This window comes from Desulfoluna sp. CLI2B (genome assembly GCF_056847375.1).
Genome location: NZ_CP186557.1, coordinates 3,846,866 through 3,872,119, shown reverse-complemented (window position 1 = coordinate 3,872,119; position 25,254 = coordinate 3,846,866). Strand labels below are relative to the sequence as shown.

Here is a 25,254-nt window from a genome sequence, read left to right as displayed (position 1 = left end):
TGCCGCCTTTTAGCCCGGATATTTCATGGTAAAACGATAAAAAACAGATGAATAATGTACGATTGCAGGCTGTTATCTGAAAAACTCAGGTGCTTGGGGAATGCAAAATGTCATTCGTCGTTTTCTGGTCGTTTTTCTGGCCCTTCAGGGAATCCGGGTTAGATGGCTTGGCTTATCAAATCTGAGATCAGAAGGCCGTCTTCATCCAAGGGACGCCTGGTTTTGGTTTTAAATCCGCGAAAGGTCTCGATGGTGCCCTCCATGAGGGAGACCTTCCAGATTTTGGAAAAGTCCGCGTGAAAGGCGATGTAGACATTGCTGGTAGCCGGGGCAAAGACCATGGAGCAGGCGGTGGAGTGCATCGGGTCCCTGTCCTGGGCCTTTTCAAGAAGGGTGAGCCCGTTGTTGACAGAAAAGTCCGTTTGGGACGTTTCGAGGTATCGGCAGGTGATTTTATAGCGCCAGTCTCCGAGCCCCTTGGCCTCAGTGTACGTTATCCCCTTGAGGGTGTGGTTGGGGAAGTTGGCCATGGCGATATAGTTGCCGGTCATGTGGCTGAGGATGTTTTGTTTTTTTCCTGTTTCGACCACCATGGCCCTGCCTGTCATATCCGCAAAAAGGGTATGGATGGTGACCCCCTTGAGCTGGATCAGGTGGGTACCATCGCACGCTTTTTCGATCTCTTTGACGGTGTGGACACGTTCCGGCATGGTGTTGAGGAGGTACAAGGGCAGGTTGCCCTCTCCGGGTTCGGGTGGATTGAGATCGAAGGGATGCAACTCCTGGCAGGCGTAGAAGAGGCCTTTGCTGTTCATGCCGCCGGTGTTGGCGAAAAAGCGCTGGTTGCCGAGCTGCTTTTCAAAGGCGAGGTGGAAGGTGCGCAGGTCTCCCTTTGTGACGATGCGAAGTTTCATGGGGAATCGGGCATAGTCGAAGTTCATGCCGTAGATGGGTTGGGGGGCGTAGACGGCAAAGCTGGTGCAGGCAAGGGCCGTTCCTGAAGCGCACAAAAGGGCAAGGCCGGTAATAAGAAGGGAACGGGTAAGACGTTTCATGGGGTCTCCTTGTGATGCGGTGGCTGTTAAAAAAAGTGATGGGCTCCTGTTTGTCTGGGGCGTGGGGAGTGCCCTGTAAACGGTATTTTCTTGAACCTGTCGCACCGGTAAAGGCTTAATGAGGCTGATAAGTGCGAAAAGTGGCTGCTTGTCCGGGCTTCGGCTTACTGTGGTCTGCGCTCTCGGGTCAAAACCAATATCTGCAATTCAATTATGATAGTATTAAGGTGGGGTGTCATGACTTGTCAAGGTTATTTTCGCACTTGTATGTGGCTTTTAGTGTGCTTGGTCGCACCAATATGCGGTGATGAGGCTTGGCCGGTGTGGCCGGATGAAGGTGTGGGACGGGCGGGAGGTGGTGTGGAACGGGGCTAATCGGCATCCCGGGTGGCGGCTTGAAACAGGGCTTCCAGGCGGCTCTCTCTGGAGAGCAGGGCCTCGATCTCTTTGTAGTAGGGGGGCTTTGTGTCGCCGGGGGTAACAGCGGACAGGAGAGGGTGGTTCTCCTGTGAGACGCCCTGATGGTTCTTTGAGGCCACGGCGTCCTGCTCCATGGCGCAGAGCTCGGTGACCATGGCGGCGATGTGCTCAGCATAGGGGGCCAGGTGGGGGGCCTGGGCGGAAAAGGCCTTGAGGCTGCTTTTGATCTGACCGGTGAGGAGGGTCAGGGTGTCCAGGGCCTCTTTGCGCCGCTCCATGGCATCTTCAAGGACGGCGCCGAAGAGAAAGGGGGCCAGGTCCACGAGGTGTCCCTGGGTGGCCCCGGCCTCATCGGAGAGGGTCTTGATGAGGGTCTGGGACAGGGAGGAGATGCTGTAGGAGATTTTTCGTTTCTTAGCATCTTCGCTGGATTTGAGCATGTCGGCCAGCTTTTCCGACAGGTGGGGCAGACCCCGTTTGTTGGAGACGACGGCATCGGTGAAATCCGATCTGGGTTGTCTGCGCGCTGGTTTTTTTGCGTTGTCTTCCATGGGGGCAACCCTCCGTGTGTGCCGTGTGGTGGGGAGCCCTGTATGGTGTTATCAAGGCTCCCCGGGTGTCTGCAAAGGTCGCAACGGACCGTCCCGGGCTGGTTAAGCAATAAACCAGGCCCCCCTGTTTTGCAAACGGATTTTCGAAGGGCTTTTTCCTGTGGACACTCCCGGTCAAAAAGGGGGGGGGCGCCTCTCCCCGATCGTTTATGGGAAAACGGCTAATCGTGAACACGTATGATGTTATCTTGGCTATGGGGCACCCGCTCGAGAACTGCCCGGGCTAACTATGTCAGACTTCGGGGCGCAGGATCGCCTCCAGGGTTTGGCAGACACGCTTGGCCTCCTCTTCGTCTCCGGCGCAGCCGATCCAGCACTCCCAGGCTTCGTCGTCATCTTTCCAGGACGTCCCGTCGGGCTTGGTCCCCGGGGTGCCGTTGGTGTCGTAAATCCGTTGAAAGAGCATGGCCTTTTTGAGGAAAGCCTCTTCGGTGTCCTCGCCGCCCCGGTTGCGGTAATCGGGGTAGAGGGTGTCGGCCACGCGGAGGTAGAGGCCGCGTTTGAAGTCCTGGACAAGGCGGGGCAGCGCCGCATAAATCCAGGGGGCATTGCGGCGCGCCAGCTCGCTGCGCAGGTGACCCTTGCTTTCGGCAAGGCCTGCTGTGAGTTTGCGGGAAAGCGCCTCCATGTCCGGGGACCCGTTGTCTCCTGCGGGGACGTACCCGGTACGCCAGGTGGTGAACTCATCGGTAATGCCCTGGCGGAGGGCGTTGTCCGGGATTTTCTCTTCAAGGGCTTCCGGCGGCAGGGCGAGGTCGCCCGGCAGGTCCATGAGGATCTCGGTGACGCTCCAGGGGTATGTTCGGCCGGTGGCGGGGTCCACGGCCTGCTTTTCGGTAAGGTGTAGGACCTGGAGGACGACCCGAAGGTCCTCGGCGACAACGGCGCGCATACCCCAGGCCCGGGTCACCGGGGGGCGCTGGGGGAACATGCCGCGGGCGTTGAGATCGAAAACGCAAGGGGTTCGGTAAGGGGGCTGGTAAAGCACGAAGAATCCCCGGGGTGTGTGCATGATGAGCTCCTTATGGCTGTGATTGTATCTGTTCAGCTCCAACAAACAGCCTCCGGCGGCCCTGCAAGACCGATACGTTTTAAACATTTAACGAACAGGTCTTCAACGATGTGGACCGGCCGAAAGTTTCCACATAACGGACATTCAGCCGGAACGTTTTTGCGGAGTTTTTTTTAAAGCGATCCGTTGGAGTTATTCCGGTTAAAGTCAAGCGAATCCCAAAGTTCTTCATCGTGTTTTTAGAAGGAGTGAAATGGGCCTCTCCTGCAAAGACGGTTGCCAGATGTCACACATCCCGCGAATGCCCCGATAACGTTGCATAATGGCTGCCTTCATGCATTCGCCATAGGGTTTCCAGGTGCCCCCACCTGGCCGCCGGAGGCCTGCTTTATCCATTCACTTTAACCATAGAATGCAACTGAACAGTTCTTCCGATTTTTTACTTCCGGGCATGGTGCACCCAGGGCACCATGCCCGAGTCTTTACGCCGTTACTCCAGGCGGCATTCCCAGTCGTAGGGGATGATGTCGTTGTCCGTGGGGCTTAACCGGCGTTCATCCACGTTGTCCGGGTCGTAGTAGACCGAGGGCATGCCGATGACAAGGGAGATGCCGCTGCCGATGTTCTTGGTGCCGTGGAAGATTCCCGGGGGGATAAAGACGGCCCGGGGGTTGCGCTCTCCCATGAAGATTTCGTTGAGCACTCCGTACGTGGGGGAGGCTTCCCGGTAGTCGTACAGCACGAGCTTGATCATGCCGGTGACGCAGACCAGGTGGTCCTCCTGCACGGAGTGGAGGTGCCAGCCCTTGACCATGCCGGGGTGGGAATACGAGGCGATGGCCTGTTTGATTTCCCCGGCGTTCATGGACTCATCGTTAAAACGCATGATCTCCATGAGGTATCCTCTCTCATCGGAAAAGACATCCAACGATTTGATGACGACTCCCTCGATGAGGGACTCGCCGTAAAAACCAGGGAGGGTCTGGATCCTGGGACGGTCCATTTCATCGTATTCGTTCATGCTCAGAACCTGGGCCATGGTGTCTCCTTTTTTGTCAATGGTCAGTTATAAGTCGTCAGCTCAAAAAAAGCTGCCTCCGGTGGCAAGGTGTGCCACCTTGAAAGCTGGTTGCGATGAAACCGAGTCTGTTTTATTGCCTCTACCCTGCTGTGCTGATCGGGTCCACGCCCGACGGGAACATGGCGGAAAAGGGCTCGAAGCCCTTTGTTTCCCGGATGGTGCAGAAGTGCATCCCTTGTTTGCTGCCCGTCATCATCAGGGGCGCTGCGGCCATGGGGTCCAGGTGAAGGGTGTCGTCCAGGACCCCGTCGGCCACCTCCAGATGCAGCACCTTTCCCATGACAAGGCTGTATCTTTCCTCCTTGAACTCCTTTTCCAGGCGGCACTCCATCCAGGCGTAGCATCCCTTGATGCCAGGAGCTTTAATGGTTTGGGAGGGCTTTTCCGAAAGATTCGCAACGTCGAATTCATCGATTTCAGGGGCGCTCATCCGCGCTGTGGGGATCACCTTGTCTTCGAGGTCGGCCCCGGGCAGATTGATGACGAACTCTCCGGTGTCCCGGATGTTTTTCAGGGTGTCGCGGTTTTCGGCCGAGGCAAAGCAGATGAGGTCCAGGGGCCTCAAGACCGGCATGATGCAGGAGTAGGGGGCGATGTTCCGCACCCCGTCTGCGCTTACGGTGGAGATGAAACTCACGGGAAGGGGCATGATGCCTTCCCGCATGAACGGTTTTAAGATCATGGGGCCTCCTTACCACTCGGTGTCTTTGCCGAGGATGACGGCCAGGGGGTTGGCCCCCAGGCGGGTGAGACGGTCGAAATCCGCCTGGGAGGTAAGTTCCACGGTTTTGTGCACCGAGAGGAAATCTTCGGGGGCGTGGGGATTCTGGAAGACGTAGCGGTTGTAGCAGGCGTGGAGCCAGAGATCTTTGTGCCAGTCGAGCTCGTCCGGTGAGAGCCCGAGGCTTTCCACAAAGGCGTCGGTCTGCCATTGATAGCGCAGGACCGTGGCATCGCCTTTCTGGGTGGCTTTGTTGAAGCGGATGATGACGCCGCCGATGTTTTCCCAGGAGCCTTCTGCGGTCTGCCATGGGCGCCTGCTCGGGTAGGCCATGGAGAGGTAGCGCCTTTTGCCCGGGGTGAGGTTGAGGGCATGGGTGATGTAGTCGTCCTGGCACCAGGTGGGAATGCCCATGTAGGTGTAGGACTCGCCGTCCCGCAAGGGGCGCTGGTCCAGGATGAAGCCTGCGGTGAAGTAGCCGGAGGCCACGCCGCAGCAGAAGTGATCGTGGAAGAGGGCGGCCTGTACCAGGGACTCGGGGATGCCGTCGTAAAAGGCGTTGGCCAGAGTGGCCACGGCAAAGGCCCGGGAGCCCAGGATCCTGGTGAAGGGCTCAAAGGAGGTCCCCACGCCCACCCACAGGTTAAACACCTCCGAGGCTTCCAGCTGGTCCCCGGTGGCGGTGATGGAGACCGCAGCGAGCTCCTCCGGCCCTTTTTGATGCACGAAGACCATGAACAGCGGGGCATCGCGCCGGGCGTGGACGCTCAAGAGGTTTCCCTTGCCCCGGCCCATGGCGCTCAGGCGGGTCACCGTGTCCAGAATCTCTCCCGTGGGCTCGCCCTGGTGGTCCACGTATCCCGCGTTGGTCACCAGAGCCAGCCCCTCGTCGGCCGGGGAGGCGGACAGGGTGGTCATGGCCAGCATCAGGGCCTGCTGCCCCAGGGTAGGCTGGTGCCCCCCCATGGCATGGGCCGACAGGGCGCTCAGGCCCGTTGCAACACACCAGACAAGCATTGCGATACACCATTTTTTCATGTTTTCTCTCCTTTAGGCATGCGTTGATTACAAATAACGATTCATCTCAACATGGTCTCCGGCGGGTCGCTTTTTGAAAAAAGCTCCGCAAAAACTTTCCAGTAGCATCCCTCCTGTCGCCCAGCCTCAATGGGCTGAAGGATAGTAGGAATTTATGGGTGTTGGTTTTTCTGTCGGGCGAAGCCCGAGCCGAAGGCCCTTGCGCTTTGGCCGAACGAGGAACAAAGCGCAAGGCGATGTGCTTCGAGGTGGCTCACCTCGCCGCCGGAGGCAGCTCCGGCGGATAGCTTTAAAACACCGCGCTCAGGCCCACGGTGTAGGTGGCGTCGGGCATGGGGTAGCCGGCCTCTTCTTCGTATTCTTCGTCAAAGAGGTTGTCTGCCGAGGCCAGGAGGCGCAGGGTGGTTATTTTGTTCTGGAAGAGCCTGAGGGAGGCATTGAGCCCCACCACGGTGTAGGCGTCCAGGGTTTCCAGGGTGGCTCCTTTGAGGTGGTCCCGCTCGCCCACGTGCCGGACGGAGATCCCTGCGGTGAAGCGGTCGTCAAGGCGGTAGTCGAGACCTGCGTTGGCCATGATTTCCGGAAAATCCGGGATCTGGCCTTCCAGGCTGTTTTCCCTGTCCCAGGGATCGCCTTTTGTGTCGCCTTCCTGCCAGGTGAGGTTGCCCCAGGCAAAGAGGTTAAAGGGCAGGGGGGCGGACAGGGCGAGCTCTGCGCCCTGGATGGTGACCTCGTCGATGTTGTAGATGACAGTGCCCGTGCCCGGGACCATGGTGGAGGCGATGTAGTCGTCGATGTCGTAGTGGTAGCCCCGGATCTCGGCAGTGAAGGCGTGAGCGATCTCCTGGGTGAAGCCCAGTTCCGCCTGCCGGGCCTCTTCCACGGCAAGCTCGGTGTTGAAAAAGCCGGTGCTGCGGTTGAGGTACCACCAGAAGTACTCCGGCGAGGTGGGGTAGCGATGGGCGATGCCCAGGCGGCAGGAGAGCTCGCCGCCCTTCCAGGGCCGGAAGGAGAGGGCGGCCCGGGGGGCCAGGTTGGATTCTGACAGGTCCGTTGGGGTGGCTGCGGCGGGAAATCCGAAGGCTTCAGGGACGATGGCATCGGCCTTGAACCACTCCTGGCGCAGGCCCGCCTCAAGGGTCCAGCGTGGGGATACGCGCCAGGTGTCCTGGAGGTAGAGGGCATGGGTGTCGATGACCTCTTCCTGGCCCTTGAAACCCTCTTTGATGAAGGCGAAATAGGGGGAGTGGATGGAGCCGTTGAAATAGCTGGTGTCGATCTCGGTGACCGTCTGGTCTCCCCAGCCAAGCCTCCGGGTTTCGCCTCCGGTCTCGATGGTGTGGTTGCCGAAGGTAAGCTCCCCTTCGGCCTGGAGGGACCAGTTGCCCGGCTCGGCTTCGGTCTCCCGCTTGTAGATTACTTTGGAGGGGTCTGCGGCGTCCACGTAGGTCTCTTCCCGGTCCTGACTCCAGGTGAGGTAGTCCAGGCGAAGGTGCCCGCGTTGGATCTCTTTTTCGACCCAGGCGGTGACGCGGGTGTTTTCATCCTCGGCAAAGCTGCCGTCTCCCCAGGTCTGGGCGCCGTTGATGAGCCTGCTGGAGATGGAGGGGCCGCCCAGCTCCCGCTCGTCAGCGTCGGGTTCTCCCCCGTCGTAGGTGGGGCTGTTCGGTCGGTTGTAAACGGGCATCCCGGTTTCGTATTTGCTCCAGCAGACACCGGCCCCCGCGCTGAGGCCCATGGGCAGGTTGACCGAGAGGTCCAGCTCCCCGTGGTTGCGGTCCACGGTGTTGTTTCTCAGGAACCCGTCGGTTTCGTAGTGGCCCCCTGAGACGAACCAGCTTCCGTAGCTGTTGCGCCCCATGTGGGTGAGGACCTCTTCATGGGTGGCATGGCTGCGATGAAGGCCCGCGGATTTCGGTCTCCAGCCTGTCCGGGGATCGGGTGGATATCCACCACGCCCCCCAGGGTGTTGCCATACTTGGCGGGTACGGCGCCTTTGTAGACCCGCACGCTCTCCACGCTGTTGGGGTTGAGGGTGCTCCAGTCCACCGGGCCGTTGCCGTAGGAGCCGTCGCGATGGATGGGGACGCCGTTTTTCAGGATGCGGAGCCGGGTCTCGTCAAAACCGCGCATGCGGAGTTGTCCGTTTTCGTTGCCCGAAACGGCTGTGCGCCGCAGCTGGACTCCGGGGATCCGGATGAGGTCCTCCAGGATGGTATCGGATACGCTGGGTTGCTCCATCTCTTCTCGGGTGACGATCTCGGGCTTGGCGGTGGCGGGCCGGGGGGCCTGGACCGTCACGTCCTCCAGGGCCAGGGGGGCGGAATCGTTCAGGCCGTCGGACCATGCCATGCACGGGACCACCAAAAGGGCCAGGCACAAGCGTGTCAAACCAATCTGTGTTGCGTGTTTCAAGGGATTACAAAGCCTCCGTGTTGGGTGAGTGAAAAGGGTTGCCGCATTGCCCGGAGGTCAGGCGCTGCGGCAGGTGAGGCAGAGGGCGTTGCCGTCGATCTCTTTGAGCTTGGAGGCCATGACCGGTTCGCCGCACCGGTGGCAGAGGGCGGACGGTTCGATGACGGCCTTGGGAGGGATGGCCGGTGCAACGGTGGTCATGGAAAAAATGTCGCTCCAGGGCGTGCGGAGAATCTCCTCGGCGCGCTGGTTGTGGAGTCGCCAGAACTCCTTGTGCTGGGCCTCCGTGGGATTGCCCTGGCCCATCACCTTGTCCATGAGGGCCCGGTGCGCGTCGGAGAGCCTGATGGCTCCGGGTTTGAGACAGAGCCGCACCGAGGCCTTCCTGTCCCGGCTGATGAAGGTCATGGCCACCTTGCCCACGTCATTATAGATAAAATTGCCTTTGCCGAAGGTGCTGCCCGAGATCACCTGCACGGCATCGGCGCAGCAGGCGTCGGTCTCCAGGCAGGAGACCACCTCTTCGTCATGGGACCGGTCCACGCCCAGTTCCTCAAGGCCTGCACGGGCCGCCACAATGCCCAGGGCCAGGCCCGGGCAGAGGTGGCCGTGAAAATCCACGCATCGTCTGACATCGTCTTCCAGAGTGTTCATGGTGTGTCCTCTCTTCCGTTTATCGTTGCCGTTTGTAAGGCCTCGGCATGCCCGAGAAAAAAAGCCCGGGCCCCAGGCCCCGTTATCGGTGGTGCGGGCGCAGTTCTCCCGCATCGCTTGGTGCGATAAGTTGGGTCATCATGGATTGACGAAGGGAGGAAACGGATGGTAGGAATAATCCGGGCCCTCCCTTCGGGGGAGAGTGTCTGATTAAATAGAAGGAGGCAGTCCTCATCTCTTGCCGGAGCCGGACTGTCTCCTTTTTTTTATGTCAGTTCAAAACACAGGGTCACCTCCAGGCTGATGGGTTCTTTTTGCATGGCGCCGGGGATCACCGGGAACGGCGCGGCGGAGAGCACCGCCTTTTTGGCCGCCGTGTTCAGCATGGCAAACCGGCTGCCTCGGATGATGGTGATCTTCTGGACGTCCCCTGTGGGGGAGAGGACAAACCGCAGCCGTACAGCCCCTTCCATGCTCTGCCTTCTGGCCCGTTGCGGGTAGGTTTTTTGAGACTCAATGCGATGGCGCACCTGCGCGGCATAGAGGTTAAGGAGCTCCGCACGGGAGGGCCCGGACATATCCACCGCAGGGCTTGATGGTGGTGCGTCGGCATATTCTGCATTCGCTTCGGCGGCAGGGGGCGTGGGCGATGCCTCGGTCACACAGGTGTGCTGGGGAGGCTTTGGAACCGGTGTGCTTTGGGCCACCCGGGGCGCTTGGTCCGGCGGGCGCATCACGGGTGTTTCAGGGGATGCTTTGACCATGCGGCGTCTTTTGACGGGGCGCTCTTCTGGGGGCGGAGCCGTGTGGGGTTTTGGGGCCTTGGGCCCGGATTTTGTCTCTTTCTGAAGGGAGAGAAGCTCGAACTCCCCGGTTACGTGGAGTTTTTCAGCCTCAAGGCTTTCCGGTCCCCGGATGCACAGGATGGCTGCGTGGAGAAGAAGGGAGAGGGCCAGTGTGCATGTGGTCTGGGTGTGTTTTTTCATGGCTCGGTCTCCGTGGCCAGGCAGAAGCTCGCGGCCCCCACGGCCTTGGCCAGGTCCATGACCCGGACCACGCTGTTGACTTTGGCGCCCCGGTCGGCGCGGATGACCAGGCGCGTTTCAGGGGTCAGGTCCGGGGTGGCCTTCAGGGCTTCCTCCAGCTCGGAGAGGGTGATCTTGTTTCCTTCCCAGAGGTATGCCCCGTCTTCGGTGACGGCCACCACCAGGTCCCGCGGCAGGGTCTGTACAGCCTCTTTGGCCTCGGGCAGTTTGATGCCGATGCCTTCATCCGTCATGAACCCCATGGTGAGGAGAAAGTAGATGAGGAGCATGAAGACCATGTCGATGAGGGCCGTCAAGGGCGGCTGGACCGACCCGGTTTCTGCTCCGGTGTCCGCAAGGTCGCTCATGGGGCGCCCGTCCCTTTCAACTCTTTTAAAAAACGGACCATGCCGCGTTTGAGATAGGCCTCCTGACTCTCTTTGCGGGTCACAAGGTAGCTGTGGGCCACCATGACGGGCAGGGCCACGGAAAGGCCCAGGGCCGTGGTGAGCATGGCCTCCCAGATGCCTCCGGCCAGGGCTGCGGCATCCACCTTGCCCCCGGTCTGCTGGATGACCATAAACGCCTTGATCATTCCGGTGATGGTGCCCAGAAGGCCCAGCAGGGGGGCGATGTTGCCGATTGTGGCCAGGAGCTGCAGCCGGGATGCCAGCAGACGGCTCTCCAGGGCGTAGGCCTCCCGGATGGCGGCCTGCTGCGTCGGTTCATCGCAGTTTTGTACGGAGAGTACTTCGGTGAGCAGGCGCCCCAGGGCGCTCTGGGTGTGGTAAGAACGATCGGCGCTCCGGGGCACCTGCTGTTCGTGGGCCGTCTTGCACAGGGCTTCCACCAGCCCGTTATCGTGTGTGCGGAGCCGGGCAAAAAAGAGCCAACGCTCCAGGAACACGGCCAGTGCCACCACCGAGCAGAGCCCGATGGGGATGACCAGAACACCGCCTTTCAAGAGAAACGACACCATAGGAACCTCACCTGCTTCCCGCGCCATGCGGGCAAACAATAAAAAAGCCACGAAATCAGGGCGAACTAGAATTCGCCTGCCTTCGTGGCTTGGTTGGCTTGATGCGTAATGTATGTGTACGGAAACTAAAAACAGCTTAGGAACGGCGATAAAACATCTCATCTTCCTGATGAGTATTGAGTACAAAACAATTGTTCATACTTTGATAACCCTGTCAACAGGAAAAAAGAGCCGTATTCCGGGCCACGGCCGCCATATCTCCATGTCTGCCACCGAAAATCCGAAGGGGCGGATGACGGAGACAGCGGCCTCCGGAACGGAATCTGAAAGCCTTTTGTAAGTTATATCTTGAAGTTGTCGGCTATTTCTCCCAGCTCTTTGGTGAGGGCGTTGAGCTCTGTGGCCCGGGTCTTGACGGCTGCGCTGATCTTCGTGACTCCTTGTGAGGAAAGGGTGATATCGGAGATGGTCCGGGTGATGCTCGTCGAAGCATCCCTGCTGGTGGTTACGCGGCGGGCGGTGTCTTCGATGCCCTCGGATGCCCGGGCAATGTGTTCGGCGATTTCGGCGGTCACGCTGGATTGCTGTTCCACGGCTGCGGCGATATCGGTGATGGTTTCGTTGACGGTGGTGATGATGTCCGCGACCTCATCGGCACCTTGGGCTGCGTCCCTGGCGAGCCCCTGGACCCCCTCGATTTTTCCCCTGATGTCGTCTGTGGCCAGGGCTGTCTGTGAGGCGAGTTCCTTGATTTCATGGGCCACCACGGCAAATCCTTTTCCCGCTTCACCGGCCCGGGCCGCCTCAATGGTTGCGTTGAGGGCCAGGAGGTTGGTCTGCTCTGAGATCTTGGTGATGACGTCGGTGACCTTGCCGATCTCTTCGGCGGCCAGGGTCAGGTCGTGCATGGTGTCCGAGGCTGCCCGGGTCCGGGAAGCGGCTCTGTCCGAGACCGTTGTGGCATTCTCGGCATGGGCTGAGATGCCCGTGGCCGTAGCGGCCATTTCGTCGATGGCTGCGGCGACCCGTGCCATGTTGTCCGTCGACGTCCTGATCATTGCTGCTCCCTGCTCAAGGTCTGATTTCATGGCGTTGGCCGAGGTCAGAACCAGGCCGGAGCTTTTGGACGTCTCTTCGGCGTTGGACGCAAGTTCCGAGGAGATGGAAAGCAGACCTCCTGCCGAGCTGCCGAGGGCGTTGGTGCAATGGCTAAACTGTGTGATGATGCCCTGGAGTTTGTCGATGAAGACATTGAACCATCGGGCAAACCGGCCGGTTTCATCCCGGGAGTCCACCTGGAGCCTTCGGGTGAGGTCTCCTTCTCCTTCGGCAATGTCTTTAAGCTCTTCTAAGGCGGCGTTGATGGGGCGGACAATGCCACCGGACAGGAGGACAATGGCCCCCACCACCAGGCAGGCAGAGATCAGGCAGGAGACAAAACCGATGCGCCTGATCTGCCGGACATCTTTACCGAGGGTGGCCAGGGGCACGCTGATGGCAAAGGACCATGGGGTATCGGCCTTGCCGATGCGCAAGGGGGAGAAGAACATGTAGGCTCCGTGGCCATATCCAGCCTGGGTGCCGGGCAGGGCATACTCCTTTCCCTTGCGGACGGCGGCAAGGAGTTCTTTCGGTGCCCCGGCCTCGGCAAGGCTCGTCCCCGTGGACTCCTTGTCGGGATGGGCAATGACTACCCCGTTAGATTCCACCAGCACTGCGTGGCCGGTGTTAAAGGGCTTGATGGTGGAGATGGCCCGCTCCAGCTCAGTGAGGGCAATGTCGATGCCCACGACGCCGATGACCGCTCCGTTTTCCTTGACGGGCACGGCAACGCTGGTCATGAGGATGTTTCCCGTATCCTCTTCGGCATAGGGCTGAAGAACGGTCTCTTTTCCCGATACCTTGGCGAGCTGATAGTACTCGGCCTCGGTGTAGTCGTCGTTGACGGTGACGGCAACCCTGCCGTCTTCCATGTACCAGTATGGGTAGTAGATCCCCGAGTCGTCGTGCCAGGTGGTGTTGGCGTAGTGCTTGTCCCTGCCGTCAAGCCTGTTCGGCTCAAAGATGGCCCAGATGCCCAGGTAGCGCTTATCATCCTGTAGCAGGCTTTTGAGCATGTCATCCAGCATGTTGCGATCAACAGCCGGGCGGTGGCGGACCACCCCTTCCATGATCCGGGCCAGGGTGCGGGTGTCGTCCATGGCCTTGTCCAGTGCGCGCTGCATTTCACTGCCGTACCGGTATGCGATCTCTTCGACTTTTTCACGGGCCTCTTGGCCGGAGGCCGTCCCGGCCTTGTATGTGATATAGAAAACCGCGGCAATAAACGGAATCAACGCCACCGAACAGAACACAACCAGCATTTTTCGTCTTAAGCTGTTTTTGCCTAAACCCATCTTTTCCCCCTGCCGCCTGGCGTGCTCCCTTCAAAGGGAGGGCAAGCCGCCTCAAGCCCGACGGTGTGCGGAAAAACTGGCGGGCTTGGGCAGATGACCCAACGGCCTGTTTGCTCCGTGGTCTTGTGCAGTCATGTGGCGGCGCTTCAACAGGGCTTCTTTGCCCTGTTTTCAGTCCTGGAGCGCTTTAACGCCCCTTTGTTCGTAATGAAAAAAACATGTGCTTTGCTGAAATTGGCGCAAGGGCTCAGGGGGGCTCACACAATTCGTGGAGAATGTGGGCCGGGGTGCCGTGGGGCGTTGCATGCAGATGATGTGGTCTTACCATGTGGGTGCCTGACATATCTTAAATAAAAAACCGTTTCGGGCATCGGTGATGACCCTTTGCTGTTTTTAAAACTGATATATCGGCACGAACATTAGAATACCTAAATTAGGTTTGCGTGATTCGGCGTGGGAGGATGCGTTGTTTTGCATGGCATCTCACTGCGTTTGATGGGGCTATGGACAAGATTTCGTGGGAGTAGGCGTAGCAGGGTGCCCGGATGCGTTGGTCAGGAGGTGGCCACCGTGTGGGGAGCAACCGGGGTGTGGAGAGCGTATCGCAGATACGGGCCCCACCCCGGTCGTTTTTTTTAGTGGGGATCAGGCCGCGGTCGTTTTTGGATTCGGGCCGTACGGGTTCCCCTCATCCATACTGTCTGTGATCAGGTAGATAAGATAGATCATGGCACCGAGGAAGGGGACCATGTTGATGGTGATCCACCAGCCGCTTTTGCCGATGTCGTGGAGGCGACGTACGCTGACAGCAAGGCTTGGGAGGAATAGGGCAAGGCAATACAGGCTGCTCAGGAAAGCCGGGCCTCCGGTCGCCAAATCTATGAACAGGAGGGGAAAAGCAATCAGGGTGCTGATGAGAGCAAACATCCAGTATTCTTTTCTTTGGGCTCGTCCGGTGAATACCGCATACTTTTTCAGGACTTCGACAAACCATTTCATGGCTTTCTCCTTAGGTGGTCTCGTTTCTGTGGAATTGTGTGGGGTCCCATATCATGTGGGACTTTATCGTATGGGGCTTCTGGGGGGGGGCTGTGTTTAGTCTATAATTGTACTCGTTTGAGTAGTGATGATCAATAGATAATTGCGACGTAGTGAGTAAAGTGTGTGGGGGTGGTTTGTTGTCTGGCGGATCGATATAGCTGTGGCGGCGGGCTGTTGAAAGGTGGGGGAGGCGGGGATAGATGTTTTTGATTGACGGGTTTGAGAGTAAAGTTTCGGAACGCGAGGGGACGCTATTTTTTAGATGCCATGCCGATGTCCGGGAATGTCACGGTGATGATCTCGTAGATGCTCGTGGCAATGACCGCGACGAACACCATCATGGCCGTGACGAGGATCATTCCCCCCGCCTTTGTGCTCAGGATGTGCATGGTTTCGGCAGCTTTGACGGCCAGGGGCATGGTGAACCAGCCGATGAGCGCGGCCAGGATCACGGCAAAGACGATGCGGGCTTTGTTGGCCCGCACGCCGCTGAATAACCCGAAGACAAACACGGCCAGGGCCAGCACCAGGGCTGCCACGGACAGGGTGCTGCTGACCTCGGGCCAGGCAAAATTGACGATATGTTCGGACGACATGGTCAAACTCCTTGCTGGAAGGGTTGGGTTTGGGAGACGGCGCGCAGGGTGGTTGCATTGAACGGTTCTGGATGGCGTGGGTTGTCTGTAACTATCTCATGTGGTTGGGTATAAATCAAGTTCTGTCGTTTTGTTCGGACGATTGAGCCAGAGAAAACGTCCCCTTTGGCAGGGGTGCCCTCAGTCCTGATTGAAAAAAGGGTGGTGTTGAGATTTGTACTAATGATTGTGAAATAAATATCGCGTTAATATATCTTTTTGTTGACTGAGTAGAATAGTCGGTCAATCCTTTGGGTGTAATGGCGCAGGTCGCAAGGCCTTTGGAGATGGGGTCAATAGCACTATTCCGGCCGATTGCCCACGGTGATTGGTCGGGTTGGTATACCAAAAAAACAAAAAGGCAGGTGGTGATGGCGTTTCATATCTGGGTGGCTTTTGTGGTGACGGCCTCGGTGGTTCTGGTGGTGCCGGGACCCACGGTGGTTTTTGTGGTGGCAAAGGTGACGGACCTGGGGCTCAGGAGAAGTGTTCCTGTTGCTTTTGGGGTGCTGGCCGGGGACCTTGTCTGTATGTCCCTCTCTCTGGTGGGGGTGGGGCTTGTTCTTGCCACATCCGCCGTTGCCTTTTCCATCGTGAAATGGCTGGGGATTGGTTCTGTCGGTTATCTGTCGGCGTGGAGATCATGGCAAAGGCCCGCAGGCGCCGTATCACCGAGGTCAATCAATCTGTGGTTCTGCCCACAGGCCGTAAGAGCACACGGTCCTTGTTCTTTAACGCTTTTCTGCTCAACACCCTTCATCCCAAGGGGGTGATCTTTTACTCCTCCTTTATGCCTCAATTCGTCTCCGGCGACACATCCGCAACTCTTCAGTTCCTGATCATGGGCGTGACTTTTTTGGGCCTTGCCGCCTTGAATCTTCTTATGTACATGGCCATGGCAAGGCAGCTGAAGCGGATTACGGGGCCTGGGCGGGCTCGTACGGGAAGGTGGGCAGGCTATGTCTCCGGAGGCATCCTGATTGCAACGGGGCTGTGCGCCGCGGCCATGTGATTTTTTTCCCTCTTTCGTTAACCCGGATTATTCACGGGTCGAGTGGACCCACAGAGTTGCAGATGTGGTGGCTTACCTTAACGTTTTCCATGAAATGTCCGGGGTAAGGGATGGTATGCCCCTCCGTGCCGCCTGTGGTGTGTGTGTCAGCGGTCGGAGGGGCATACCTGTGTGTCGGGGCCGGTCCTCAAAGAGGGCCGTTTAGAGTCCCAACATGGCATACACCCCGTTGTTCTGGAACACGATGGACAGGGTGGTCATGGTAAAGATAACGAAAGCCGGGGGGTCGATGTGGGTGTCGCCCCAGGTGTTGAAGAGGTTGCCGATGATGTCCCAGAGGATGGCGGAAGCTACCCCGAAGATCGCTCCCCAGACAACGCTTCCGCTGGCTGCGGCGGCCACAGCCGCGGGCATGACGATGTGGTGGGTCACCGGTACGTTGAGGCCGAACTGGCCGAAGAGAAGGCTTGCGGCGGCAAGGCCGAAGCAGAGGGGGATCCCTGCGCCGTTAGCCACCTCAAGGGCGGCGTAGGCTGAAAAGGTTCCTGCACCCAGGCCGATGAGGGCCAGTTGAAGGGGGGTAAGGCCGTCTTTGGGCTTAAAGCGGGATTCATCGCTGGGGACCTGGCCAAAAAGGCCGCTGGAGCCAAAGAGGAGGCGGCTGGCGATGCCGGAGAGCACGACGGTGAGGCCCACGGTGTCCGTCCAGTGGCCCGGCATGGAGACCAGCAGGTTGATGAGATAGCCGCCGATGCCGAAGATGCCGCCGACCAGAAGCACGTCGGGCCGGTTCAGGCCCATGAGCGCGTTGTTGAGGTCCTTGCCCTCGCCGTTGATCTCACCTTTGCTGGCGGCATAGGCCGCCGCTGCCACACCGGCTGCAAACCCTCCCACATGGGGGCCCCATACCCCAAAGGAGATGGTGGAGAGGAAATCGCCGGAACCCGATGCCGCTTGAATGAAGACCCCGCCCAGGACAAGGAAGCCCACGAGGGAAAATGAGGTGGCGGCCCCAAAGGCTGCGCCTAAAATACCGCTGGCAAATGAAATAAAAACACCCGTTGCTGAAAACATAATGACTCCTTTGTTGCATGATTCTGTTCATAAAGACCGATCCATGCCGGGGCCCTCTCCGTTGCGTGGCGGATAGGTTCCTGCCCTCCGGATGGAGGATTCCCGTCCCCTGGGATGGAGGAAGTGAAGGGCGGGACTCCGGGGGCAGGAAACGGTACCTTGAGTGGGTTCGCACCCAATGCGTTTACGCTGAATGGGTTTTGGCGATAACGCTTGCGGGGTTCTGGAACCACGTGTGGGCGTGCTCCCCGCTCAGGTACCGTGCCGTGCATCCGGCAGCTGATCTGATCGTGAATCGAGCTTATAGTCGCACTCTTTTTGGTGTCAAATATCCGGGGGGTGTTGCGGGTAGATCATTGATTTTGCTGAGTGATATGAAAATGAGCGCGGGCTAAAACATGGAATGGGTGGGGTTTGCGCGGGCTTAAACATATGGTGTATTTTCAGTCGCGGGTAAAAACGTCGCTTTGCAGTGTGTTTGCGAGATGGAACGTGACGTGGGGAATAGGAAATACAGGCTAACGGCCTCCGTCTTTGGGGAGCACGCCCGTAAAAAGAGGCAAGGGCCCCTCAAAGGGATCAGTATACTTTATGGGACATAGGTGATGTGAGTGGACAAAGGGCGGGGAAATCTCTTGGGCCGTAAAACCTGTGGAAAATAGTAAGTTATGGGCGATGACGGGTCGTTGGGGATGGGTGTTTGGGGATGTATAGGCATTTCAGACAGGCATGAATACCATTCACGGTCTTTTCACTCTTCGGGAAATATCCGGGCTAGATTTTTTCCTTTAACGCCTTTTTGAGCCTGATGTTCTCTTCGACGAGTTCCCGGATTTTCGGATCCGAAAAAAAGGGGCGGAGCTGAAATGAGGTTTCCGGGCACGCCTCTCCCTCAAATCCGCCGGTGTGGTTGATCAGGCGGATATACCCGAGCTTTCGCCTTTCGGTTTCAAAGACATGGCGGATGTGACTGAGGCGGGATTCGGCCTCGATGCGTATCTCTGCGTCTGTGATGCGCTTGCCGTCGAGGATTTTTTTCACCTCGTAATCCGTGCGGATGATCTCCATGGCCGCCAGTTCGTCCAGGGCCTGGCGCACCGAGGCCATGTTGTCCCTGAACCGCCTGTTTTTAAGGATGCCCAAAGGAAGCAGGTCGCTGAGGCGCAGCACAGCCGGGTGGTCTTTTTCAACGGGCACCAGGCACAGCCACCGAAAAAGCCATCGGGAGAACCCGGAACGGCAGGCCATGAAGGTCTCGTAGTCGACACCGGCCGGGGAGGTGGAGGAGACCATGCGGAACACCTCCGGATGAAAGACGCACAGGCATCGCCGACGAGACTCCGGTCCCTTGGCCTTGTCGATGTCCCACAGGACCGAGGTAAGGATTCCCCCCCGGGCGATGGAGCGTTCCTTGGTCTTGACGGTCAGCTGAGCCCCGCACAGGATCAGGAGCCCCATTTTCAGCTGGTCGAAGGAGTAGGTGTGGTTGGAGCGCATCAGCTCCCGGCGGAGGTCGTAGAGGGTAAAGAAGACCCCGGCAGAGTTGTCCACGACAACCCCAGCCCCTTGGGCAAACCACCTGCGGAGGACCGTTTCAATGAGCTCCTCCTTCAACCCGGGGAGAAAGGAGCGGGTGCCGCTGCCGTCGGGGATGACGGCCGGCTGGATGCTAAGCTCGTAGGGGACGCTGCCCAGGGAAAACGAGAGGTTCACGGGGTTGGCATGGCCACTGGCGTCCCGGGCCACCTTCTTAGAATAGGTAAACCTGGGAAGCACATCAAAGGGGGCGCTCATGTGGACCAGGCCCGGATCGATGTTGTGGGGGGCAGACCACAGGGTCGCCGGGACGGGCCGCTTGGACAAAAATGCTTTGGCAAGTCGCCCTTCGGCTCGGCTCCTGCGCGGTGCATGGGGGGCAGGTGTCGGACGCTGGATGATGATGTTTCGGGAGCCAATTTTCTTGATGACGTCCATAGGGGGCCTTTACGACTCGGCAACGGCCTGGGCCAGGGTGGTGCCCAGCTCAAAGGCTTGGGCAAGGGTATCTTCCTTCTTCTTGATGTCACCCCTGCCGAAGACGTTAAGGACGGGGAGCTCTCCCACGATGTCGTAGCCCAGGGCTTTGAGGGGAAGGCCCATGGCCTCCATGGTAAAGCCCATGTCCGCTTTGGTCTCCTGTTCGCAGATCCCCACGATCACGGCCTTTCTCCCCTGTCCGCCGAGCTGGCTCGACCAGGGGCCGGGTCGCTCAGAGGTGAAGTTGTAGAAGCAGTAAAGCCGGTCTATGAAGGATTTCATCCACGCCGTGATGTTGTAGTTGTGGGTGGGGGAGATCAGTACCAGCCCCCTGGAGGCGATGATGTCCGGGTAGAGAAGGGACATGCCGTCTCTCTGGCCGGTGCAGATGCGGTCTTTCCTGCACCGCTCGCAGCCGATGCAGGGGGAATACTCTATGTCCCTCAGGTGAATTTTTCGGGTGGCCGAGCCTTGCTGGCTTGCTCCTTTGAGGACCTGGGTCAGCAAAAGGTCTGAGTTTCCCTTTGCCCTGGGGCTGGCCCCGATGCCCAGCACAGCGGGTTCCGGGGTGTGGGTGCTGATGTTTTTAAACAGTGGGTCGTCAAAATACCGCATGGTTTGTCCTTGGGATGAACGATGGGCCAACGGGGTTGGCGGGTTGACATAAACGTCTTGGCGGCTCACCTCCGGGGGTGGGACCGGACAGGGCCGTTGTCTGGCTTTGGCCGTTCAACCCCGCAACCATAAAGGAGATGGGGCTATAAATCAATGGCCCACAGAGGCCGAACCAGGGCTGACGCATTTCGTTTTTTGCTTTCAGAGGGCCTGCCGGGACCAAACTTTTGCCAGTATCTATGCCTTGACTACCGAAAGGTTTTTGCGGAGCTCTTTTTTAAAGCGATCCACCGGAGGGAGCTGAATTGTTTAATGGCTTTTCCACCTTTCGGGCTAAAAGCTGACCCGCACCCGCAAAAACCGGAGGTGCCCATACACCCCGGGACGTGTTGCCCGCAGGCCCTCGGCCAACGTCCCACCCAGGCCAGGCGCTCCACTTCAGCCAAGGGCTGAGGGTGGCACTCGGATCGTTGACGTTTACGATGGAGTAAAATGAGATGTCCGTCAGGTCCGTTATGGGGTAGGTAAGCCCTAAGTAAAGGGTGTCTTTGTTGGATGTGATGATTTCACCGGTTAAATAGGCAAACCTGTCGTTAAGGGTCATGTCGTCGGGATTGTCCCTTCCCTGGCCGAAGCGCAGGTATTCGAAAAGAACATAGAGCTGCCAGTCAAAGGTGTAGTCCATGCCCAGGAGAAACCGCTCGTGGCTTTTTCCGGCCCGGGAGAGGGTGCCGGGATCCCCGGGTTCGTCGATGAAGGCGTAGCCGCCCTCCCCGTGGAGGCCCACTCCGGCGATTTCTCCTGAGAACTCAGCGGCCACAAGGTCCCAGGTGAAGTCTATGGACTCTCCGTTTTCTTCCCAGTCGATCCGGGTGTCGGTGAAGCGGGTGTACTGCAGGGCCAGGTCCCAGCCGTTTTGGTAGTGGGTGAGACGCATCTGGCCGTCTGTGTGGCGGTGGTCCTCATCGGTACGGGCCGTCAGCTCCAGCTCGGTGACGGGGGACAGGCCAAGGATAAGCATGGCCGCGTCCTGGCCCCGGGTTTCGTAGGTGGGGTCCAGGGGATCTTTCCTGTTGAAGAGGTCGATGGGATTGTAGGCATAACCGGTACCCGAATAGAACTTGTGCCGCCCTACCCGAAGGGCGGCCCGGGGCACGGAGAGGGTTACAAAGGCCTCCTGGACATAGGCATCGGTTTTGTCCACCTCTTCTGTGTACACCTCCCTTTGGCCTTCGGGGATCGTGGCTTTGTCTTTTTCGGGGAGGTAGTCGGTGAGGCGATAGGTGCGTTCCCCTGTGTTGGCCTCCCCGATAAGGCCCAGACCGAAGCTGGTATGGGGAGACACCTCACCCCTTGCGTTCAGGCGCACTTTGGTGTTGTTCAGGATGTTGACGGAGTCGTCTTCTGTCATGTGCTCACCATTGAGGGTGTTTTCCACATACCCGCTGACGGTGGGTGAGAAGCCGGGGCCTGTGTTGGGCAGACCTGAGTCCGTTCCTGCCCCCGGCAGGGGCATGGCAGCGCCCCCGCCGGGCAGGGGGATCTCGTCTCCCAGGGACGGCCCGGGGAGAAGCGCGATGCCTGCTGCATATATAAGGAAGAGGGCCGCAAGGCGGATTGTGGAGCCGGCACGTGGTGAGCCGGGGCGTGCTGGGTTCTGCATGGGGGTGTCCTTCTAACCCGGATATTTTACGAGTCGAGTGCACCCATATTCAAGGCATCAGAGCTGCAGATGTAGTTGTTTACCTCAAAGCTCTGATAACGCAGAAGATGGGTGCACTCGGCTCGCCCGAAGGGTGAGAAAATCAAACAGCAAACGCTGATTTACATTTTGCATTTTTGAAATGGCTGACATTTTTATTGTAGCTATATGAAATCATGCTTTTTTCTTCTGACTGGTTGTTTTCTCATGAAATATACGGGCTAACAAGTTTAGCGTTTTCGGGGGTTAAAGAGGCAACTGGGAATCTTGGCCCCAAAGAGGATGCGTTTGAGCTGGTTGACGGTTTCGGTTCGGTCCTCAAGGTTGGTCATCACGACGGTAAAGGGGACGGTTTTGGTTTCGGCCCCTTCGCTTGCCGGGCAGGGAACGCGCCGGATGTCTGTGGCCGTCATCCGTTTAAAGGGCGTGTTTTCACCATTTTGGAAGTAATCCACCCGTCGGGTGACAAAATCGCTGGCCGAGATCCAGGTGCGGATCTTGTCGTAGCTCGGGCCCTCGGGGGTGGGGGCCAGGTCAAGGACAAAACAATCGTGGCCCTCCTGGGGCTCTTGGCCCACAACGAGGCCGGTGTACTTTTCGCTGAGGGTTCCCCCGGCCTGGTCTTCGTAGGTAAAGTCCGACCCCATGATTTTCTTTTTTTTCATGTGGCTGCCCAGCTTTCGGGTTCGCCGGGTTTCGGCGTTGAACATCCAGATGTTGTCCCCGTCGTCGGTCATGAGGATCTTCTGGCCCTTGATGTCGGCAGGGGTGAGGTATTCGGCCAGTTGGCGGTCCCCGTTTTCCCTGGCCCAGGCCCGGACTCCCAGGGTCCGTTTTGCCCCGCTTGTGGTGGTGATCACCTGGTCGTATTCGGAGTAGGCGGACCGGTACCCTTCAGCAATATCGGCCTTTCGGATGATGTCGGCTGCGTTGCTGTCCCCGGGGGCGGCACCGAGGGCCTGGGTAAGGACAACAAGGAAGGTACAGGTTAAAAAAAGGATCTGTTTCATGGTGAGTCTCCCGTTATTTTGTTGGAACACAAGGCGATGACCGCCGGCAGGAGGATGCAGGACGCCAGCAGGCAGAACCCGACCCCTGCAAAGAGGAGGAGGCCCAAAGAGGCCATGCCCCGCATGACGTAGAGCATGAGGCTGCCGAAGCCGATCATGGTGGTCAGCGAGCTCAGGATCACGGCCCGGCCCACGGAGGCCACGGCTTCGGGCAGGCGGTCCGGTCCTTCCTTCAGGGCCCGATGCAGGATGTGGACCCCGTTGTCCACGCCGATGCCCACGATGACGGTGAGCCCGATGACGTTGATGTAGTTGAGCTTCTGGCCAAACACCCAGAAGAGGCCCGTGAGCAGGGAAAGTCCCGCCACCAGTGGGATCATGGGCACAAGGCCCCTGCCCAGGGAACGAAAGTCGGCAAAGAGTACGCCAAGGATCACCAGAGCCCCTAAGATAAAGGCGATACGCCCTTCGCGGATCATCTCCGTGTTCATCTTGAAGATCATCTGGGAGGTGCCGGTGACGGTCTCGGAGGTCCGGGTCACCACATTCTGGAACACCTCCATCTCCGACTTGCGGTAGAGGTTCTGCTTGGGGAAGATGCGAACGAGGTAGCCCGGGGCTTCATCGCTGACGTAGCGGGCGTGATATTTTGGCGGGACCTGGGCCAGGGTGACCGGCTCATCGCGCACAACGGCTTTTTTCACCCGGGCGGTCAGGGCCCCTTGAAAGAGGTCTGCCAGTGTGCCCACCGAGGTCCAGTCCACGAGGTCCGGATCCTTGTAGCGAGTGGTCAGCTTAAAGAGCAGGCCGTTATCCCGGGTACCGCGCCCGGCCACCAGGCGCCGGGTCTTTTCCACCACCCGGTCCTGGCCGCCGGTGATAGACAGGGCCTGGATTTCCACCAGGTTGGCCCACAGGCGGTCCAGTTCATCGGCCAGGCGGGCCTGCAGAAATAGGGTGGCGTAATCATGGAAAGGTCTGTCTTGACGGCTGTGGGCTCGCAAGGCGTGGATGAAGGGCCGGTTTTTCTCCGCGTCCGGCCTGCTCACCCACCGGGAGATGTCATCCACGTCACCGATGGGCCTCTTTTTCTTCAGCTCTTTTCGGTACGCCCGGGATGCTTCCACATCCGGTGCGGTGAACCAGCTCACCGTGGGGGACACCTTGAACCTGTCCACGATTTCGTCCTGGAGGGCCACGGAGCGCAGGCCCTTGGGTTCAAGCTCCATGAAGTTCCACTCCCAGGTGAGGTGGGCGGCGGTCAAGAGCCCGGCACAGATCAGGAGCACGGATACCCCGGTGACCCATTTATTGTGTCTGGCCACCTGCCGCGTGATTGGATTCAGGAAGGCGATCTCCCGAATTTCGGGGATGGGCTTGCCTTTATTAATCCGTCCCTGGGCATAGGTGAACATCAGGGAGGGCAGCATCCAGAAGACTGCGGTGAGCTGGACCAGCACCCCGACCCCGGCGCAGAATCCGAATTCGTATATGCCCCTTGTTTCGGCAACCATGAGCATGAGAAAGGCGATGGCAGATGTCACGGCACCGGTGATGACCCCTGTGCCGGTTCCGCCGACGGAGAGCTTCAGGGCCGTCTCCGGGTTCCGGCCTTTTTTCAGCTCTTCGAAGAAGCGGCTCACCAGGTGGATGGAAAAGTCGATGCCCAGCCCCAGGAGCACCACCATGATCATGACGGTGATGATGTTCATGGAGCCCAGCACCAGGCCGATGAGCCCCATGGTCCAGATGATTCCCGCGACAATGGGGGTAAGGGCGATAAGGGGGATCATGGCGCTTCGGAAATTCCAGGCCAGAAGAAGGAACACCAGGCCAAAGGCCAGAAAGGTCAGGGCTTGGGTCTGGGGGCCCACGGCGTCCATTTCATCGCGGTACACGGGGATCAGGCCCGTGCGCTCCATGCGGTAGTCCGGGTACCGGGCCTGGATGGGGGTCAGGAGCGACTCAACCCGTTTGTCCACCAGGGGAACGGTGCGGGAGTCGTCCGAGGGTACGGCCGAGGCCACGAAGACGAGGGACATGGTGTTGTCCAGGGAGAACATGTAGGGGCGGCCCACGGTGAGGTCCCGCACCACCCGCCGGATGCGCCCTGGGTCTACGGAGCCGGAGGCCGCCGCCATCAGGGTGTCGGCCATCCCCTGCACCGCATCCAGGGAGGCCACGATTTCCCGCTCCTTGGCCTGGACGTTTTCGCTGTCCGTGTACTCCCGTTCAAAGTCGTCGTTGAGATGGGAGAGGTAGGGCAGGAGCCTGGGATCCCGCAGCAGGTCGCGAAACCGTCGGGCATCCTTGGGCTTGGCCAGCCAGAACATGTGCTCGTTGATCCATTCATCGGGGGATCTGCCGAAGACGTGGCGGGCGTACCGTTCACTTTGCTTGATTTGGTCCAGGGTGGCGCCGGGGGGGGCGAGCATCTCTGCTTCGAGGATGGCCGTCACCTCGTCGGTGATCTGTTCGAGGGTTGCCTCATCAGGGCCGCTGATGGCAACAATCATGTTCCCGGGCTGCAGAAAAGCCCGGTCGATCATCTTGTATTCCACGACCTTCGGGTCCGACTCCGGCAGGAGGGAGGACCATCGGACATCCAGGACGATGAGTCCGGCGGCCCACATCGACAGGGCGGTGAGGACAAGGGTGAGGCCCCAGACGACCCGCCGGTGGAAGAGGGTCAGGTGCATCAGCAGGTTAAGGAGTTTGTCGCGCATTGTGTCATCCTTTCGG

General features: G+C 59.0%; 22 protein-coding genes and 1 pseudogene. 2 read left to right on the top strand and 21 right to left on the bottom strand.

The window, feature by feature from the left end; genetic code table 11:
* Window positions 1-158: 158 nt before the first annotated feature.
* From ACOYW2_RS18180 to ACOYW2_RS18110, 15 genes are all read right to left on the bottom strand, one after another.
* Window positions 159-1,055: an Ntn hydrolase family protein gene (locus tag ACOYW2_RS18180; RefSeq protein WP_482767457.1), complete on the bottom strand. Its 897-nt coding sequence runs from the start codon at window positions 1,053-1,055 to the stop codon at window positions 159-161.
* A gap of 371 nt (window positions 1,056-1,426) precedes the next feature.
* On the bottom strand, window positions 1,427-2,026 hold the full coding sequence (locus ACOYW2_RS18175; RefSeq protein ID WP_482767456.1) for a hypothetical protein: 600 nt from the start codon (window positions 2,024-2,026) through the stop codon (window positions 1,427-1,429).
* A gap of 292 nt (window positions 2,027-2,318) precedes the next feature.
* Entirely contained in the window at window positions 2,319-3,098 is a 780-nt protein-coding gene (locus ACOYW2_RS18170) for a hypothetical protein (protein ID WP_482767455.1), read from the bottom strand.
* Window positions 3,099-3,588: 490 nt separating this feature from the next.
* Complete coding sequence (locus tag ACOYW2_RS18165; protein WP_180140356.1) at window positions 3,589-4,137, bottom strand: dTDP-4-dehydrorhamnose 3,5-epimerase family protein; 549 nt, start codon at window positions 4,135-4,137, stop codon at window positions 3,589-3,591.
* Between the two features lie 121 nt (window positions 4,138-4,258).
* Window positions 4,259-4,861, bottom strand: a complete 603-nt coding sequence (locus tag ACOYW2_RS18160) for a flavin reductase family protein (RefSeq protein ID WP_482767454.1) — start codon at window positions 4,859-4,861, stop codon at window positions 4,259-4,261.
* A gap of 9 nt (window positions 4,862-4,870) precedes the next feature.
* Window positions 4,871-5,938: an FmdE family protein gene (locus ACOYW2_RS18155; RefSeq protein ID WP_482767453.1), complete on the bottom strand. Its 1,068-nt coding sequence runs from the start codon at window positions 5,936-5,938 to the stop codon at window positions 4,871-4,873.
* 289 nt (window positions 5,939-6,227) lie between these two features.
* Window positions 6,228-7,799, bottom strand: a complete 1,572-nt coding sequence (locus tag ACOYW2_RS18150; protein WP_482767452.1) for a TonB-dependent receptor — start codon at window positions 7,797-7,799, stop codon at window positions 6,228-6,230.
* Window positions 7,733-8,290 (bottom strand): TonB-dependent receptor plug domain-containing protein, encoded by a 558-nt coding sequence (locus ACOYW2_RS18145; protein ID WP_482767451.1) that lies wholly within the window; start codon window positions 8,288-8,290, stop codon window positions 7,733-7,735. The genes ACOYW2_RS18150 and ACOYW2_RS18145 overlap by 67 nt, the downstream gene beginning before the upstream one ends.
* Window positions 8,291-8,410: 120 nt before the next feature.
* Window positions 8,411-9,007 carry an FmdE family protein gene (locus tag ACOYW2_RS18140; protein ID WP_482767450.1) on the bottom strand — a complete coding sequence of 199 codons (597 nt, stop codon included), beginning with the start codon at window positions 9,005-9,007 and terminating at the stop codon, window positions 8,411-8,413.
* Window positions 9,008-9,273: 266 nt separating this feature from the next.
* Entirely contained in the window at window positions 9,274-9,993 is a 720-nt protein-coding gene (locus ACOYW2_RS18135) for an energy transducer TonB (RefSeq protein ID WP_482767449.1), read from the bottom strand.
* Window positions 9,990-10,400 carry an ExbD/TolR family protein gene (locus ACOYW2_RS18130; protein WP_482767448.1) on the bottom strand — a complete coding sequence of 137 codons (411 nt, stop codon included), beginning with the start codon at window positions 10,398-10,400 and terminating at the stop codon, window positions 9,990-9,992. Before ACOYW2_RS18130 ends, ACOYW2_RS18135 begins: the two co-directional genes overlap by 4 nt.
* Entirely contained in the window at window positions 10,397-11,011 is a 615-nt protein-coding gene (locus ACOYW2_RS18125; protein WP_482767447.1) for a MotA/TolQ/ExbB proton channel family protein, read from the bottom strand. The genes ACOYW2_RS18130 and ACOYW2_RS18125 overlap by 4 nt, the downstream gene beginning before the upstream one ends.
* A gap of 341 nt (window positions 11,012-11,352) precedes the next feature.
* Window positions 11,353-13,407, bottom strand: a complete 2,055-nt coding sequence (locus ACOYW2_RS18120) for a methyl-accepting chemotaxis protein (protein ID WP_482767446.1) — start codon at window positions 13,405-13,407, stop codon at window positions 11,353-11,355.
* A gap of 645 nt (window positions 13,408-14,052) precedes the next feature.
* Window positions 14,053-14,406, bottom strand: coding sequence for a DUF805 domain-containing protein (locus tag ACOYW2_RS18115; protein ID WP_482767445.1), 354 nt, complete (start codon window positions 14,404-14,406; stop codon window positions 14,053-14,055).
* 293 nt (window positions 14,407-14,699) lie between these two features.
* Entirely contained in the window at window positions 14,700-15,044 is a 345-nt protein-coding gene (locus tag ACOYW2_RS18110) for a hypothetical protein (protein ID WP_482419383.1), read from the bottom strand.
* Between the two features lie 299 nt (window positions 15,045-15,343).
* On the opposite strand from ACOYW2_RS18110, the pseudogene ACOYW2_RS18105 reads away from it, so the two are divergent.
* Together ACOYW2_RS18105 and ACOYW2_RS18100 are read left to right on the top strand one after the other, a co-directional pair.
* Window positions 15,344-15,682: pseudogene (locus ACOYW2_RS18105) on the top strand (LysE family translocator); the annotation flags it as partial.
* A 44-nt stretch (window positions 15,683-15,726) separates the two neighbouring features.
* A complete protein-coding gene (locus ACOYW2_RS18100) occupies window positions 15,727-16,095 on the top strand; it encodes a LysE family translocator (protein ID WP_482767444.1) in 369 nt (122 codons plus the stop codon).
* Between the two features lie 201 nt (window positions 16,096-16,296).
* On the opposite strand, the gene ACOYW2_RS18095 is transcribed toward ACOYW2_RS18100, so the two are convergent.
* The 6 genes from ACOYW2_RS18095 to ACOYW2_RS18070 all read right to left on the bottom strand — a co-directional run bounded on the left by ACOYW2_RS18095 (window position 16,297) and on the right by ACOYW2_RS18070 (window position 25,238).
* Entirely contained in the window at window positions 16,297-17,169 is an 873-nt protein-coding gene (locus tag ACOYW2_RS18095; RefSeq protein WP_482419381.1) for a DUF7973 family transport facilitator, read from the bottom strand.
* 774 nt (window positions 17,170-17,943) lie between these two features.
* Window positions 17,944-19,143, bottom strand: coding sequence for a hypothetical protein (locus ACOYW2_RS18090; protein ID WP_482767443.1), 1,200 nt, complete (start codon window positions 19,141-19,143; stop codon window positions 17,944-17,946).
* Between the two features lie 9 nt (window positions 19,144-19,152).
* The gene (locus ACOYW2_RS18085) at window positions 19,153-19,800 is read right to left on the bottom strand and encodes a flavodoxin family protein (protein WP_482767442.1); all 648 of its coding nucleotides are present in this window, start codon (window positions 19,798-19,800) and stop codon (window positions 19,153-19,155) included.
* A gap of 277 nt (window positions 19,801-20,077) precedes the next feature.
* Window positions 20,078-21,463 carry a hypothetical protein gene (locus ACOYW2_RS18080; RefSeq protein WP_482767441.1) on the bottom strand — a complete coding sequence of 462 codons (1,386 nt, stop codon included), beginning with the start codon at window positions 21,461-21,463 and terminating at the stop codon, window positions 20,078-20,080.
* Between the two features lie 269 nt (window positions 21,464-21,732).
* The gene (locus ACOYW2_RS18075) at window positions 21,733-22,512 is read right to left on the bottom strand and encodes an outer membrane lipoprotein-sorting protein (protein WP_482767440.1); all 780 of its coding nucleotides are present in this window, start codon (window positions 22,510-22,512) and stop codon (window positions 21,733-21,735) included.
* Window positions 22,509-25,238 carry an efflux RND transporter permease subunit gene (locus tag ACOYW2_RS18070; protein WP_482767439.1) on the bottom strand — a complete coding sequence of 910 codons (2,730 nt, stop codon included), beginning with the start codon at window positions 25,236-25,238 and terminating at the stop codon, window positions 22,509-22,511. Before ACOYW2_RS18070 ends, ACOYW2_RS18075 begins: the two co-directional genes overlap by 4 nt.
* Between the last annotated feature and the right edge of the window lie 16 nt (window positions 25,239-25,254).

Bases quoted from the DNA above. Each gene is read 5' to 3' on its own strand.
- ACOYW2_RS18180 (WP_482767457.1), bottom strand. From the start codon at position 1,055: ATGAAACGTCTTACCCGTTCCCTTCTTATTACCGGCCTTGCCCTTTTG.
- ACOYW2_RS18175 (WP_482767456.1), bottom strand. From the start codon at position 2,026: ATGGAAGACAACGCAAAAAAACCAGCGCGCAGACAACCCAGATCGGAT.
- ACOYW2_RS18170 (WP_482767455.1), bottom strand. From the start codon at position 3,098: ATGCACACACCCCGGGGATTCTTCGTGCTTTACCAGCCCCCTTACCGA.
- ACOYW2_RS18165 (WP_180140356.1), bottom strand. From the start codon at position 4,137: ATGGCCCAGGTTCTGAGCATGAACGAATACGATGAAATGGACCGTCCC.
- ACOYW2_RS18160 (WP_482767454.1), bottom strand. From the start codon at position 4,861: ATGATCTTAAAACCGTTCATGCGGGAAGGCATCATGCCCCTTCCCGTG.
- ACOYW2_RS18155 (WP_482767453.1), bottom strand. From the start codon at position 5,938: ATGAAAAAATGGTGTATCGCAATGCTTGTCTGGTGTGTTGCAACGGGC.
- ACOYW2_RS18150 (WP_482767452.1), bottom strand. From the start codon at position 7,799: ATGGGGCGCAACAGCTACGGAAGCTGGTTCGTCTCAGGGGGCCACTAC.
- ACOYW2_RS18145 (WP_482767451.1), bottom strand. From the start codon at position 8,290: ATGGCATGGTCCGACGGCCTGAACGATTCCGCCCCCCTGGCCCTGGAG.
- ACOYW2_RS18140 (WP_482767450.1), bottom strand. From the start codon at position 9,007: ATGAACACTCTGGAAGACGATGTCAGACGATGCGTGGATTTTCACGGC.
- ACOYW2_RS18135 (WP_482767449.1), bottom strand. From the start codon at position 9,993: ATGAAAAAACACACCCAGACCACATGCACACTGGCCCTCTCCCTTCTT.
- ACOYW2_RS18130 (WP_482767448.1), bottom strand. From the start codon at position 10,400: ATGAGCGACCTTGCGGACACCGGAGCAGAAACCGGGTCGGTCCAGCCG.
- ACOYW2_RS18125 (WP_482767447.1), bottom strand. From the start codon at position 11,011: ATGGTGTCGTTTCTCTTGAAAGGCGGTGTTCTGGTCATCCCCATCGGG.
- ACOYW2_RS18120 (WP_482767446.1), bottom strand. From the start codon at position 13,407: ATGGGTTTAGGCAAAAACAGCTTAAGACGAAAAATGCTGGTTGTGTTC.
- ACOYW2_RS18115 (WP_482767445.1), bottom strand. From the start codon at position 14,406: ATGAAATGGTTTGTCGAAGTCCTGAAAAAGTATGCGGTATTCACCGGA.
- ACOYW2_RS18110 (WP_482419383.1), bottom strand. From the start codon at position 15,044: ATGTCGTCCGAACATATCGTCAATTTTGCCTGGCCCGAGGTCAGCAGC.
- ACOYW2_RS18100 (WP_482767444.1), top strand. From the start codon at position 15,727: ATGGCAAAGGCCCGCAGGCGCCGTATCACCGAGGTCAATCAATCTGTG.
- ACOYW2_RS18095 (WP_482419381.1), bottom strand. From the start codon at position 17,169: ATGTTTTCAGCAACGGGTGTTTTTATTTCATTTGCCAGCGGTATTTTA.
- ACOYW2_RS18090 (WP_482767443.1), bottom strand. From the start codon at position 19,143: ATGGACGTCATCAAGAAAATTGGCTCCCGAAACATCATCATCCAGCGT.
- ACOYW2_RS18085 (WP_482767442.1), bottom strand. From the start codon at position 19,800: ATGCGGTATTTTGACGACCCACTGTTTAAAAACATCAGCACCCACACC.
- ACOYW2_RS18080 (WP_482767441.1), bottom strand. From the start codon at position 21,463: ATGCAGAACCCAGCACGCCCCGGCTCACCACGTGCCGGCTCCACAATC.
- ACOYW2_RS18075 (WP_482767440.1), bottom strand. From the start codon at position 22,512: ATGAAACAGATCCTTTTTTTAACCTGTACCTTCCTTGTTGTCCTTACC.
- ACOYW2_RS18070 (WP_482767439.1), bottom strand. From the start codon at position 25,238: ATGCGCGACAAACTCCTTAACCTGCTGATGCACCTGACCCTCTTCCAC.